This window comes from Pedobacter panaciterrae (assembly GCF_013204795.1).
Classification (GTDB): domain Bacteria; phylum Bacteroidota; class Bacteroidia; order Sphingobacteriales; family Sphingobacteriaceae; genus Pedobacter; species Pedobacter panaciterrae.
In genome coordinates this window covers 498,874-511,564 of record NZ_JABMKW010000020.1, presented here as the reverse complement: position 1 = coordinate 511,564, position 12,691 = coordinate 498,874, and the positions used below count along the sequence as shown (strand labels likewise).

The 12,691-nt window shown below is 39.2% G+C and carries 15 protein-coding genes; 8 read left to right on the top strand and 7 right to left on the bottom strand.

The window, feature by feature from the left end:
* Positions 1-233 precede the first annotated feature (233 nt).
* A complete protein-coding gene (locus HQN86_RS21105; RefSeq protein WP_172662866.1) occupies positions 234-482 on the top strand; it encodes a hypothetical protein in 249 nt (82 codons plus the stop codon).
* On the top strand, positions 479-1,000 hold the full coding sequence (locus tag HQN86_RS21100) for a hypothetical protein (protein WP_172662865.1): 522 nt from the start codon (positions 479-481) through the stop codon (positions 998-1,000). Before HQN86_RS21105 ends, HQN86_RS21100 begins: the two co-directional genes overlap by 4 nt.
* 9 nt (positions 1,001-1,009) lie before the next feature.
* Here the strand turns inward: HQN86_RS21100 and HQN86_RS21095 are convergent, their stop codons facing one another.
* The 3 genes from HQN86_RS21095 to HQN86_RS21085 all read right to left on the bottom strand — a co-directional run bounded on the left by HQN86_RS21095 (position 1,010) and on the right by HQN86_RS21085 (position 5,225).
* Positions 1,010-3,031 carry a plastocyanin/azurin family copper-binding protein gene (locus HQN86_RS21095; RefSeq protein WP_172662864.1) on the bottom strand — a complete coding sequence of 674 codons (2,022 nt, stop codon included), beginning with the start codon at positions 3,029-3,031 and terminating at the stop codon, positions 1,010-1,012.
* 7 nt (positions 3,032-3,038) lie between these two features.
* Positions 3,039-3,746, bottom strand: coding sequence for a hypothetical protein (locus tag HQN86_RS21090; protein ID WP_172662863.1), 708 nt, complete (start codon positions 3,744-3,746; stop codon positions 3,039-3,041).
* Positions 3,747-3,872: 126 nt separating this feature from the next.
* Positions 3,873-5,225: an alpha-L-fucosidase gene (locus HQN86_RS21085; protein WP_172662862.1), complete on the bottom strand. Its 1,353-nt coding sequence runs from the start codon at positions 5,223-5,225 to the stop codon at positions 3,873-3,875.
* Between the two features lie 227 nt (positions 5,226-5,452).
* On the opposite strand from HQN86_RS21085, the gene HQN86_RS21080 reads away from it, so the two are divergent.
* Together HQN86_RS21080 and HQN86_RS21075 are read left to right on the top strand one after the other, a co-directional pair.
* Positions 5,453-6,208, top strand: a complete 756-nt coding sequence (locus tag HQN86_RS21080; RefSeq protein ID WP_172662861.1) for an SDR family oxidoreductase — start codon at positions 5,453-5,455, stop codon at positions 6,206-6,208.
* A gap of 191 nt (positions 6,209-6,399) precedes the next feature.
* Complete coding sequence (locus tag HQN86_RS21075; RefSeq protein WP_172662860.1) at positions 6,400-6,849, top strand: DoxX family protein; 450 nt, start codon at positions 6,400-6,402, stop codon at positions 6,847-6,849.
* Here HQN86_RS21075 and HQN86_RS21070 read toward each other — a convergent pair.
* Complete coding sequence (locus HQN86_RS21070; RefSeq protein WP_172662859.1) at positions 6,846-8,078, bottom strand: RNA polymerase sigma factor; 1,233 nt, start codon at positions 8,076-8,078, stop codon at positions 6,846-6,848. The two genes, HQN86_RS21075 and HQN86_RS21070, sit on opposite strands and share 4 nt — an antisense overlap.
* Before the next feature lie 13 nt (positions 8,079-8,091).
* Positions 8,092-8,442 carry a YciI family protein gene (locus HQN86_RS21065; protein WP_172662858.1) on the bottom strand — a complete coding sequence of 117 codons (351 nt, stop codon included), beginning with the start codon at positions 8,440-8,442 and terminating at the stop codon, positions 8,092-8,094.
* A gap of 199 nt (positions 8,443-8,641) precedes the next feature.
* Between HQN86_RS21065 and HQN86_RS21060 the strand changes: the two genes are divergently transcribed.
* Complete coding sequence (locus HQN86_RS21060; RefSeq protein ID WP_172662857.1) at positions 8,642-9,160, top strand: protease; 519 nt, start codon at positions 8,642-8,644, stop codon at positions 9,158-9,160.
* 24 nt (positions 9,161-9,184) lie between these two features.
* Here HQN86_RS21060 and HQN86_RS21055 read toward each other — a convergent pair whose 3' ends face one another.
* On the bottom strand, positions 9,185-10,342 hold the full coding sequence (locus HQN86_RS21055) for a sensor histidine kinase (protein WP_172662856.1): 1,158 nt from the start codon (positions 10,340-10,342) through the stop codon (positions 9,185-9,187).
* Positions 10,343-10,656: 314 nt separating this feature from the next.
* Between HQN86_RS21055 and HQN86_RS21050 the strand changes: the two genes are divergently transcribed.
* From HQN86_RS21050 to HQN86_RS21040, 3 genes are all read left to right on the top strand, one after another.
* Positions 10,657-10,848 (top strand): cold-shock protein, encoded by a 192-nt coding sequence (locus HQN86_RS21050; protein WP_048905563.1) that lies wholly within the window; start codon positions 10,657-10,659, stop codon positions 10,846-10,848.
* A gap of 149 nt (positions 10,849-10,997) precedes the next feature.
* A complete protein-coding gene (locus HQN86_RS21045) occupies positions 10,998-11,669 on the top strand; it encodes a DUF6766 family protein (protein WP_172662855.1) in 672 nt (223 codons plus the stop codon).
* 26 nt (positions 11,670-11,695) lie between these two features.
* The gene (locus tag HQN86_RS21040; RefSeq protein ID WP_172662854.1) at positions 11,696-11,899 is read left to right on the top strand and encodes a KTSC domain-containing protein; all 204 of its coding nucleotides are present in this window, start codon (positions 11,696-11,698) and stop codon (positions 11,897-11,899) included.
* A gap of 40 nt (positions 11,900-11,939) precedes the next feature.
* Here the strand turns inward: HQN86_RS21040 and HQN86_RS21035 are convergent, their stop codons facing one another.
* Positions 11,940-12,614: a competence protein CoiA family protein gene (locus HQN86_RS21035; RefSeq protein WP_172662853.1), complete on the bottom strand. Its 675-nt coding sequence runs from the start codon at positions 12,612-12,614 to the stop codon at positions 11,940-11,942.
* Positions 12,615-12,691: the final 77 nt, after the last annotated feature.

Genomic DNA, 12,691 nt, shown 5'->3' with positions numbered 1-12,691 from the left:
AAAAATAGCCCATAGAAAGACATGAAGAGATGCAGAATTTAGCTAGCTTTTCTAATAAATTGACAATATTGAGAAAAGACAGTGCTGCCGCACGACCAGATGTTTTTTTATCTTCCTAGTTCTCAATTAAAACCGTAAATTTAAAGTAATTAAGGTTTTATATTTTTTAGGGTATACCTTAATACTTTGGACGAGCGTATTGGTAAAATTTGAAAACTAATCAAAACAGCTTTATGGAAACCAAAATAAAAGAAAAGCAGACAGCGATCATGGATCCAGCTTTAACAGCAGAAACTGATAATTGGAATTCATTATTGAATGGCCCACCAGAAGACGACGATATCCAATTTGAAGATGATGATCTTGAGGATGATGAATTCCCAATTGAGGAAGATCTTGATAATCTCGATTTTGATGAAGAAGATGAACTCGGGTTTGATGAAGAGGAGGATCTAGATTTTCTAGAAGCCGTATTGCATTGAAACCGTTATTCTACTCGAAAGACAGCGGACATCCGGATGATATCTATCATTATCGACCTGGAAAACCCTGGGTTAAAACCGCTGAACTTTTCTTTATCCAACCCGAAGGTAAACACCTGAGGGTGGAAAATAAAAATGTCAATTGTTTATTTAACAATCTGACCAGGGAATTATTTGACGTCCATTATAATCATTTTATACAGTTCCTGAACATAGATTTTAGTCCTATTGCCGTACAAGAAAGAAATTATGAGTTACTTGTTTCAGAGCAAGAATTCCTGATACAAAAGATCATTACGAGTTGGATCTATTATTATACCATTAATAACCTTGAAGTAAAAGTACAAAGGGATGATTTTACTCATCCCTATATGACAGATTATATTTTAAGCTTGCTGGATAAAAAATATGGCATCGATACTCTTGCGAGCCTGGCACTCGGCGCTCATCTATTGCGAATGAACTTAGATGATTATTGTAACACTGTTAAAGGAAGAAGAACATATTACAATCGCTAGGTTCATGATCTATTTAATCACTTTGATCTGTCCCTTCATTACCGTGTAGTGGCCAGGATAAGAACAGATAAAAGGATATATCCCAGGTGTTTTTGGTACAGTAAAATAAATAGTATCTGATTTTCCCGGTTGCAATAATGTGGTATGTGCAAGTACCTTAGCACTATTAGGAACAAAATCATACTTTTCACCATCAAGCCCCATCTTCATCACCATTTCTCCGACAACATTACCCGCTCCTGGAGTTGTGAGCACAAAATTGTGCAGCATATCATCTGTATTGGCAAAGGTTAGCTTCACTTTCGTTCCTGCTTTTAAAGTCAAATTTGTAATGTCAAATTTCAATCCCGGTTTGGTTCCTAATAAAATGGTTTTATCCGGCCCGTTCTTCCAGCTTATTGGCTGTTTGGTAATGTGTTTCCCTGCTGCAGTACTACCAGTAATTTTGCTGTTGGTGGCTGTCATATTCCCCATGTGATGATGATCCATACCTTGTGCTGCGTTTGAAGTCTGCATGCTACCGGTTGGTTTGTTCTCGGCCGTTGCCACTACTTTTTCTCCATCCGGAATCTTATTTAAAGTATAATATCCATAATTGTGGAGCAGAGGGGTATTGTCGCCTTTTGAGCGTAGTCCTTCAGTTCTGATCTCATGAATATACCCTTCTTTTAAACTATCCAGTACTAATCGTACGCGTTTATGATCTGGAGAGATTACGATTGCTTTAATGTTGCGGGGAGATTGGTTTATCACCGGACTTCCGTAAATATGATGGTACTTATAAGTAAAAGTCGATAATTTATAAGAGCCAGCATTACGGGCAGTTTTTTCATCTACTGGCATGGTAAATTCCAGCTCGAAACCGTCGGGCTGAGCCTTTACGGTTTGCACCTCAAAAGGCATGATGCCAGACCAAGTCAAACGCTGCAGTCCATATTCTTCTTTTCCGGTTGAAGACCATCCTCTTGAAGTCATACCTACAAGCATACTGCCATCAGAACCCCAGTTCATTCTTAATATACCCGAAGAAAATCCTTCACGAAAAGGAAATACCATCCCCTGGTAAACCCCTTTAACCTTTTCAAGGAATACCCTACTGATTTTACTCTGGGCCTGGTCGCCTACAAACAGCTGTCCTTTAAAAGGGCCCATATTTCCATTATCTGAATAATTAAGGATTCCGGAAGTTGAATTACCCATGATAGAATGTGGGATCCATACAGAAGGAGTTTTTAATCCGGGTACCCTTTTGGCTACATCGTACTTGGGTTCACCTGTATCCGGAATATCTTTTTTCCGAAGCTTTACTGGAGAGCCAGGCTGATCAGCCCAGATCAAGCCTGCAGGGTTGCCTAAAAAGTCGCCCTCTTCAACATGAGTTATGCTACCTGAGCCTACCCAATCGCCCTGATTCTCTGCATAAAATACATCACCATTGTTATTCAGAGCGAAAGCCGCAGGTGAACGGAAACCAGTAGCAAAGGGCTTCATGGTAAAGTCGGGAGTGAATTTGAGCATCCAGCCATGCCATTTGGACATGCTTTCTCCAAATCCTATCCACCCTAAATTTAGGGTAACTACCATGTTGCCATCCTTGTCTAGCATAGGGCCATAGGCATACTCATGATAATTGCCGGATAATGGCCAGGAATACATTGTTCGGTATTCATCGGCTTCACCATCACCATCCAGATCCCGGAGGCGTGTAAGCTCAGCGCGCTGAGTCAGATAAATATCCCCCTTAATATAGTTTAAGCCTAATATTTCATGCATACCATGCGCAAATAGACGATATTTAGGTTGCTCCCCATCTTTCATATATGGATTTGTGATAATCCATACCTCGCCACGGCGTGTAGCCACAGCCAATTCATCGTTGGGTAAAAAGGTCATTCCACCAACTTCAAGTGCTATTTCTTTGGGAATTGGAACAGTAACAATTGGAAATATTTGACTTTCTGTTTGTGCATTTGAGTTTACAATACCAGCACCCAGTAATAAAAGAGACAATAAGTATTTTGAATTTTTCATTCTTTGATTACCAGATTAGAGAATAGGTTAATGAATCAGTTCCATTGGTCAATTGAGCAAGCAGTTCCTGACCATTTTTTGTTTTCCTTATAAAAGTCTTTGTTTCAGCGGATACTTTTATAGTATATGTTTTATTTCCAATGCTATAAATGTTGTCTTTCAATGCAGTGATAGTTTGTGCGGCAGCAATCCTGCAATAAAGAGGTCCCTTGCTATTGCTAATGCTTATTGTACGGTCTATACCACTACCTCCGCTTTGCACTACTATTTTATCACTTACATCAGCACCATTTGAGGAATATAAAAACGTTGGCATCTTGCTCTTATCTAATACATATCCCTTATTTTGGAGATCATCAAAGCTTATAGAATCAGGCCATACTGCATTTTGATCAGTCAGTGCTGTAATTGCAGGAGCTGCAGAAAGGGGTAACACAGTACCTAAAGGTTTGGCTAGTTGAGGCTCTCCTCTATCCTTCCACATTTCAGTCACATCAAGAAATTGCCCACGCCATACCTGCAATAATGCTCCCTGTTTCAAATCATAAGAATAGTTCAGCTTCTCAGAAGTGCCTACAGAAATTACGTGTGTACGTTTCTTTCCATCGAACATGAGATAACTACGCAATAAATAAGGTTTAGTTCCTGCGTTTAGGACATAAGGGTTGGCGCTTTGGGCCCAGGTATAAGTTGCACAGCAGGTGAAAAATGCCACGCAACACATAACTCGTTTACAGATCGTCATACTTTTATTTGGTTATTAAACAACGAAACAATCGATTGCCTAACAAATATAGAAAATTATTGTCTCACAGAAATAGCTGCGAGACAATAAAATGAATTATTTCAAACTCAATTCAATAACCGGAATTTGAAAGTTTGGTTTTTGGGTTGGTAATTTCAAGACAAGACTACCGGAAGTCGATTTGTCTTTATCAGTTAAGAGTTCTGAATTATCATGTAAAAACTGGGCATAAACGACGTCTTCACCATATCCATCCAGCACTATTTTGCCATCTTTAGGATATTCAAAAAGATGAACATACAGTTTTTTGCCAGCTTTGTTGTAGGTAAGCTGGGTTCCCGGAGCAGGTTTAAATTTATCTGGTGCAAAAGTGCATCCGTAAATTGACTTAGAATTAGCATGCATCCAAAGTCCAAGACTATCCAGTGCGGTATTTGCCCGGTTATCAAATTCGCCCCTGGCTGTTGGACCAACGTTTAACAATAAATTGCCACCATTGGCAACTGAGGTAACTAATAAGCTCAGCAATTGTTTATTAGTTTTCCAGGTATTTTCATCTCTGTAATAGCCCCAGGAACCTGAAAAAGTCTGGCATGTTTCCCATGTCTTACCTTTAAATTTTGCCAAAGCTTCGGTACTAACCTGTTCTGGTGTTTCAAAATCTGCACCGTCTGTGTAGTCATCTAGATCCAGTCTGTTATCTACAATTATACCCGGCTGTAATTTTCTGATCTGCTTTAACAGGTCAACAGATGCCCAGTCTTCTTTGCCCTTGCCATGCTTACCTGGATATGAGAAATCAAGCCAGAGTATATCAATTTTTCCATACTTAGTTAAAATCTCATTAACCTGATTGCTTAAATATTTACGGTAATTAGCCATATTCCTACCTTTATTCAATGCTAAATATTGATTTTCATCATTGTTTGCCGGTTTTAAAGGATGATATTCATCAACTGTGAAATCTGGGTGATGCCAATCTATCAGTGAGTAATAGAAACCAATTTTTAAGCCTTCTGCTCTAAAAGCATCAACAAACTCTTTTACTAAATCTCTTTTAGCCAAAGTATTGGTTGCTTTGTAATCGGTGAACTTGCTATCAAACAATGTAAAACCTTCATGGTGTTTAGTGGTTAATACAACATATTTCATTCCTGCTGCTTTCGCTTTTTTTGCCCATAGTTTAGGCTGGAACTGATCAGGATTAAATTGATCGAAATATTTCTGGTAATTTTCGTTAGTAATGTGTTCATTACTTTTTACCCATTCGTGGCGGGCAGGTAAAGCGTATAAGCCCCAATGGATAAACATCCCAAATCTGGCATCTTTCCACCATTCCATTCTTTTGTCTTTTTGCTCTGGGGTTTCATTACCAATCTTCTTTTGCGCCTGTAAGGCAGAGGTTGTGAGCAGGATTAACATCAAGCCCAACAATAGTCTTCTGTTCATGTGATATCTGGTTTTTCGGTTATGTGTATAACAAATTTAGAAGATAAACAGTAGCAGAAATAAATAATATTGGCAATTGATTAAGCTTTTTTGTATAAAAAATAATTTCTATCAGTGCATTAAGGCTGATCTTGATTTAACCAACAAGAATTAAGACTTGCTGATTTGTCCAATTTTAAAATGACGATTGTTATCATCATAAACAGTCAAAATTTTAAAACTAACATATGAAAATTGTCGTAATCGGAGGCTCTGGCCTCATTGGAACAAAACTGGTAAACACTTTAAGCGAAGCGGGTCATGAAGTATTGGCGGCTTCGCCGGGAACTGGAGTAAACGCTGTTACCGGAGAAGGACTGGCAGAAGCTTTAACAGACGCAGAAGTAGTAGTTGATGTAGCTAACTCTCCATCATTTGAACAAAAGGCAGTATTGGATTTCTTCGAAACTTCTGGACGCAACCTGATTGCTGCAGAAAAAATTGCCGGCGTAAAACACCATGTTGCGCTATCGGTTGTTGGCACCGATCGTCCGAACGCCAACACTTATTTTTTGGCCAAACTTGCCCAAGAGAAACTAATTAAAGAATCCGGAATTCCTTATTCTATCCTTCATGCCACACAATTCTTTGAATTTGTAGGAGGTATTGCACAGGCTGGGACTCAAGGAGATCAGATCCATGTTTCGTCAGCTAAGTTCCAACCCATCGCATCAGATGATGTTGTTGAAGCTCTGGCTGATATTGCTGTGGGAACTCCCTTAAATGGCGCAGCAGAAGTTGCGGGGCCAGAAAAAATTGGGCTTGATGAAATCGTAAGGCAATACCTTAGCCTTAAAAATGACAACAGAGAAGTGATCTCAGATGTCCATGCTCCATATTTTGGTGCAGAAATTAACGATCAGTCTCTTGTGCCCGGGGATAACGCCCGTATTGGTAAGCAAACTTATAGTAACTGGATTCGCAAACCAGGTAATTTAAGATAAGGTTAGCAGGAATACTTCACAAAATGAGGGTGGTCGTTATGCTAATGGCATCATGCCCACATCGTCATCTCGACAATAGAAGAGATGACGACCTCACTTTTTCGGACACCCTCATTTATCTTTTCTAAGAAGGCTTTTTAGTACATTTAGCCTAGGTTAATAACAAAGCATTATAAATAAAGAATATATTGATGAAAAAATATACGGATACAGCCCAACTATTTCTGCGTATTGCATTAGGACTTGGTTTTTTCTCTGCAGTCCTGGACAGAATTGGCTGGCTGGGTGCCGCAGGACAAACTAATATTGCCTGGGGCAACTGGGAGTCTTTTCAGGAATACACCCACACTCTACTCCCATTTTTATCCAAATCGATTTCAGATATCATGGGTTTTATTGCAACTGCAGGTGAAGCGCTATTTGGGCTATTGCTCATTATCGGTTATAGAACCAGGCAATCCGCTATTGGAAGTTTCCTGCTGCTGTTGTCATTTGCATTCGTGATGACCATTACGCTAGGGTTAAAAGCACCTTTAAATTATTCCGTTTTTAGCGCAAGTGCTGGTGCATTTATATTGGCTACCCTATCGTCTTATCGTTGGAGCCTTGATAATTATCTGGGCAAAGTACCTAAGAATTAAACGGTCAAGTGCCGAATGTATTTGGTGATAATTGTCTTGTCGGCGTTTGAACTGGCGAGTAAAAGTGCCTGTCTATAATGCTGCAAAGCAACTGTATCATCAATATCTGTGTACAGATTACCCAGCAGTGAATAATAAAAAAGATTATCTGTAAGTTTCAACTTTTCTGCTTCCACAATAGCTATCGCCTTCCCATAAGCCTTGGCAAGGGCAAAAGTCCTGTTCAAAGCAACAATTGGCGAATATTCTATAATCAGAAGGTTATTATATAGCTCAAGAATTTGTAACCATTTTTCTGGCGTGTCCTCTTTGTGGGTATGCCAATATGCGATACCAGCTTCCAAATGATATTTGGTTAACTGATTGCCATTGGCAGATAAACCTAAATAGTACTTGCCCTGATCAATCAATTCCTTATTCCAAAGGCTTTCATCCTGATCGTGGTACAATATAGTTTCTCCGTCCTGATTTGCGCGGGCATCAAAGCGAGAAACATGAAAACACATCAATGAAAGCAATGCATTTACTTCGGGAAGATTGGTTCTCTCCTGAGCGGTTAATAAATAGGTCAGACGCATCGCTTCCGCGCAAAAATCTCTTCGGAGAGTTGTGTTCTGCGTTGTCGAATAATAACCTTCAGAGAACAAAAGATACAGGGTGATTAGCACAGTATCTACACGTTTGCTGATTTCAGTTAAATCCGGCTGTTCAATCCTGACATTTACTTCCTTTAACTTCTCCTTCGCTCTTTGAAGTCTTTTATAGACCACTTCTTTATTGGTCAGATAAGCATCAGCAATCTCCTGGATACCAAATCCACAAAGTAAATTCAATGCCAGTGCCACCTGAGATTCGGTGGATATCTCAGGGTTACATACGGTAAAGATCATGGCAAGCTGGCTATCCCCGATATTTTTCACAGACAGATCAAGCTCAAATTCTTCCATTTTAGCGGCATGGTACTGAATCTCTGGAGATAGTTTCTGCTGGAAGAGGTTATCTCGCTTTAAATAATTTTTAGTTTTATTTTTAGCAACAGTGTACAACCATGCCGTTGGGTTTTCTGGTATACCTTTGGTGCTCCATATTTCGGTAGCAGCAAGGAAAGTCTCACTCACAATATCCTCCGCTATTTCCATATGCGCGATACCAAACAAGCGGCAAAGTACAGAAACCATCTTTTGATATTCGCTCCTGAATAGATGTGGTATCAGTTCTTGTTGTTTCATTACATAACTATGATTATCCCTCAGGATCACTAGCCATCCTTATTTCTACATTTCCGCCGAGTTCGAGGATTGGGCAACTCTGTGCAATTTCAACCGCCTCTTCATAATTTTCTGCCCTGACAATAATTAGTCCGCCAATAGACTCTTTAATTTCCACAAAAGGACCGTTTATCACATGCTTGTTTGACTTCACAACTTTACCAGCGATATCCCAGCGTTGTAATGGCCTTGAAAGTTTGTTCTGTGCAGCAATGCCGCCAAACCAGTTTTGCCACGCTTTAATGGAATTTTGCAATTCCTCTGGAGAAGGTTGAGCATCCTTATTGGTAAAATCTCTTCTGAAAATCAATAAAAAATCATTCATATTCTTTAATTATAATGTAATACAAGCCAATGACAACCGAATATGTAAAGTTGGACAATTTTCAGTAATTTCGGAATGCTTATGACATGACAAACGAAAATTGATAATTAGACATTGTGGAAGATTTTTTTTATTTATAAAGTTTGTAGCGTTAAGCAATCATTAAACGTTTGTGGTTAGGTAAAGCAATATCAGATATATGAAACAAATACACCTACTGCTGTCTACAAGTCTACTGCTACTGGCTTCATGTGGCACGAATAAAGAACAAAGCAATGGAACAGCTTCAACAGCAGATACTATTAGTAAAATAGACACAGTTGCCAATACACAAATGACTGCCCGCATGAGCATGAAGCCAGTTATTAAGGCTGGCGACTCTCTTGAGCTTCGGTTCACGGTTTATAACCCCTCTGTTAAGCCACAATCGTTCTGTAAATGGCATACTCCTTTTGAACCACCAATGAGCAAATATCTAGATATTAAAGACGATAAGGGCGCTGAAGCCAGGTATCAGGGAGCAATGGCCAAACGCATCATGCCGCCTCCTGCCGATAGTTACATTGAAGTTAAACCCGGTGATAGTCTTAGTGTAAAGGTAAATATCAGTAAAGCTTATTTGCTGGATAAACCGGGTACCTATATTGTTAGCTACAACGCGCAGGAAATCAGTGGACTTGCTGTTAAAGATTCGCTTACTTTCATTTATAAAAAATAAAAACCTGAAGTTCGGCGGTGAGGTTTAATCAATATAAACAGGTAGTATAAAATAAAATGTGGATCCTTTACCGGGCTGACTCTTCACTCTGATTTCACTGCCGTGCAGTTTCAGTATTTCTGATACCAGATGAAGCCCGATTCCGAAACCCGAAACATTCTTCAGCTGCTCATTTTTTACACGATAGAAGCGCTCAAACAATCGAGGCTGGTCAAGTAGATCAATACCCACCCCCTGATCGGTAAAATTGATTGAAACGTTGTTTTGTTCACGTGTGCAATCAATGCGTACAAAAGTTCCTGCCAGAGAGTATTTAACAGCATTGCTTAGCAAATTACTTAAAACCTGGCTGATTTTCTCCCGGTCTGCATACATCTCCAGGTTAGTACATCCCTGGTATGTTATGATGTGACTGGGGGCGAGAATCTTAGCTTCTGCCATTAAATCATCCATCAACTGGACCAGCGTAAATCTGGAAAGGTTGAGTGACATTTTACCGTCCTCCAGCCTGGAAAGATCTAAAAAATCATGGATCATTGCGACCATTCTTGTTGTTTGCACTTCTGCCCTGGAAAGTATGTTTTCCGTAAATGCATCAGACGAATTCCTGGCTTTGGCCAAAGCCAGTTGTATATAAGATCGCACCGAAGTTAATGGGGTTTTAAGTTCATGGCTGGCAATGGCAATAAAATCATTCTTACGCTGTTCTTCTAGCTTTTTATCGGTAATGTCACGGGCAATTTTAGATAAGCCAATTATTTTTCCAGTAGTATTTTTAACAGGTGATATGGTTAAGGAAACATCTATCAGCCGCCCCTGTTTCGTAACTCTTTGGGTTTCGAAATGATCTACACGCTGACCGCTTTTGAGCACACTTAAGATTTTTGGCTCTTCTTCTGCCCTATCTTTTGGAATTAATTTCATTATCGATTCACCAATCATTTCTTCGGCACTATAGCCAAAGATACGTTGGGCGGAGAGGTTCCAACTGGTTACAACTCCATTAAGATTTTTACTAATAATTGCATCATCAGAGGAGTCAACGATGGCGGCAAGCATCGCACTTCGTTCCTCTGCAAGTTGCAAAGCAGCCAACAATGATTTCTGTTCCTGAATATTGGTGCTCAATTCAGTTGGTCCAAGCTCATTGGTACTACTGTCCGCTGCCTTAAAGTTACGCATAGTGATCCTTCATGTTCAAACACCTTGCCAGCTTATAAAGAAACTTCAGTAGAGGTTTGCCTGATTGAATGGATCAGGTATCCATAAGTTCTAAAGCGCTTTTTTGACAAAATGAAACTCCCCATAAGGTATGAATTTTTTCAATTGTCTTAGCAAAATAAAAATGAATCAAAAAGCAGTCATTCAGACAGCAGTTTTAAGCGTTTAGTTTATTTTTGTTTAAAATTTGTTAAACAATTTGAGCTCCAGCATGTTTACAGAAATTACAAAGCAATCAGATTATTAATAAATTATCAACCTAATTACAAAACAACATGTCAGAAGGAACAGTAAAATTTTTCAATGAGTCGAAAGGATTTGGCTTTATCGTACCGGACAACGGGGATCCGGAAATCTTTGTCCATGTCACTGGTCTGATTAGCCCGGTAAGAGAAAAAGACAGGGTCAGCTTTGAGGTTGAAAACGGAAAGAAAGGAATCAACGCAGTCAAAGTAAAGAAAATCTGAAACCTGAAAAAACAAAAAAGCATCTTCAAATCAAGATGCTTTTTTGTTACGCTTTCTGTTAAGCTCCGTTTTGTTTATAGATTTATGGTATTATATAAACAAAATGTCCTGCCGATGGTTATACTATTTTACTTATTATCAACCACAAGATGAACAAAGTATTTAAAAAACCTTCGTATTTATATCGCAACGGGCTAACTATTGTTTTCCTCTTCTTGTTTGTAATTACCCTTTGTGCGCAGGCATTAACCGGCTGGAGGCAGCACAACCGGGACTTGAAGGAAGAGCACGCCCCACAGCTCAATATAGGCACTTATCTCAAAAGTGGGCACTTCATATCAGCAACCTTTGAGAATTTTGAAAGTGAATTTCTGCAGATGGGAATGTATGTAGTGCTTACCATATTTCTGCGTCAGATTGGCTCAGCAGAATCCAAAAAACTTGATGAAAAAGAAGAGGTGGACCGGGAACCCTTTCCTCATCCGGATGCGCCATGGGCAGTAAGAAAGGGAGGATGGATACTCAAACTTTACAGTAATTCCCTATCTATTTGTTTTTCAATGCTGTTCTTTTTGAGTTGGGGTTTCCACCTGTATGGTAGTTGGAAGAACCATAATGTAGAACAGGTTTTTAAGCATCTCCCTGAAGATACCGTCTGGTCCTATCTGGCTGAACCGGAATTTTGGTTTGAAACTTTTCAGAACTGGCAGAGTGAGTTTCTTTCAGTAGCTTCAATAGTATTTTTAACGATTTATTTGCGCCAGAAAGGATCTTCTGAATCTAAGCCTGTGGATGCCCCTGATAGGCAAACAGGAAAATAGCACTCTGCTACTTAAAGAAATAAATTATGCCATCAAGTGTGATTCGATATTTTACCTATGACATGGAAGCCACTACATTATGCATCACTTTTGTATCCGGAATGTGCTATAAATATAAAAATGTTCCTCCTGAAATTTATCATATGCTAAAAGCGGCCGGGTCAAAAGGCCGATATTTTAATCAACACATCAGAAATAAATTCAAATACAAAAAAATAAAGTATTTTTAGTATTAGATACGTTAGCAGCCCTACGGTCCTTATAGATGGACTATTTAACTATGAACCTGGCAATGAATTCCTTTCGCGGGATCATATGTAGGTAAGGATAGTTTCCCGATAGCTGCTTTCGTTGTTTGAGCTGATAAAGAAAGTGTCCTCCCAGATCAACAATAATGGGACATTTTGCTTGATACCATACCCGATGGGGATGTTTCCAGCAAAAGGAATAATAGTGGCTGGTTAGCTGTATATTCTTCAGTTCAGGATGATAGAAATTTAATATTTTAGGATGCCCTTTTCTTCCTAGCAAGTCAGACTTTCTGATCATAGAAAGATGATCGCTATGGCAAAACTCAAAGTCGGCAAGTTTGGGGTGATCCACATCTGGTAAATGCTTCAAAATACGGAAGCCTTTAAATTTTTTTCCGTTCAATATCCATATCAGTTTCGGATAAAAAGCTTCCCTGCTTTCCAGCTCTTCAATACAAATAGGTGAATTTTGGAACTCAAGGGTGGTTCCACATGGAGTGTATACATCAGCCCGATGTTGTTGTTCTGTAACCTCGTCCCAAAAGCAGACTTCTCTGAATGAGGGAGGAAAAGCCATTTTCCAGCCCCTATGCCAAGGCGTTTCCCCGTACAACCTCAATTGCTGTGTTTCCTGATGGATAATAACAGGTTGGGATGTAACTTTCTCAGGAAATACTAAAGCATTAAAATCCATAAAAAACGAATGCCTTGAATTTTAGCAGGCACTCAAACTTAAGCTAATAATATTAGTATTCAAAAAATTAAATAAAG

Coding starts and splice junctions, on each gene's coding strand:
- HQN86_RS21105 (WP_172662866.1), top strand. CDS start 234: ATGGAAACCAAAATAAAAGAAAAGCAGACAGCGATCATGGATCCAGCT.
- HQN86_RS21095 (WP_172662864.1), bottom strand. CDS start 3,031: ATGAAAAATTCAAAATACTTATTGTCTCTTTTATTACTGGGTGCTGGT.
- HQN86_RS21085 (WP_172662862.1), bottom strand. CDS start 5,225: ATGAACAGAAGACTATTGTTGGGCTTGATGTTAATCCTGCTCACAACC.
- HQN86_RS21080 (WP_172662861.1), top strand. CDS start 5,453: ATGAAAATTGTCGTAATCGGAGGCTCTGGCCTCATTGGAACAAAACTG.
- HQN86_RS21075 (WP_172662860.1), top strand. CDS start 6,400: ATGAAAAAATATACGGATACAGCCCAACTATTTCTGCGTATTGCATTA.
- HQN86_RS21070 (WP_172662859.1), bottom strand. CDS start 8,078: ATGAAACAACAAGAACTGATACCACATCTATTCAGGAGCGAATATCAA.
- HQN86_RS21065 (WP_172662858.1), bottom strand. CDS start 8,442: ATGAATGATTTTTTATTGATTTTCAGAAGAGATTTTACCAATAAGGAT.
- HQN86_RS21060 (WP_172662857.1), top strand. CDS start 8,642: ATGAAACAAATACACCTACTGCTGTCTACAAGTCTACTGCTACTGGCT.
- HQN86_RS21055 (WP_172662856.1), bottom strand. CDS start 10,342: ATGCGTAACTTTAAGGCAGCGGACAGTAGTACCAATGAGCTTGGACCA.
- HQN86_RS21050 (WP_048905563.1), top strand. CDS start 10,657: ATGTCAGAAGGAACAGTAAAATTTTTCAATGAGTCGAAAGGATTTGGC.
- HQN86_RS21045 (WP_172662855.1), top strand. CDS start 10,998: ATGAACAAAGTATTTAAAAAACCTTCGTATTTATATCGCAACGGGCTA.
- HQN86_RS21040 (WP_172662854.1), top strand. CDS start 11,696: ATGCCATCAAGTGTGATTCGATATTTTACCTATGACATGGAAGCCACT.
- HQN86_RS21035 (WP_172662853.1), bottom strand. CDS start 12,614: ATGGATTTTAATGCTTTAGTATTTCCTGAGAAAGTTACATCCCAACCT.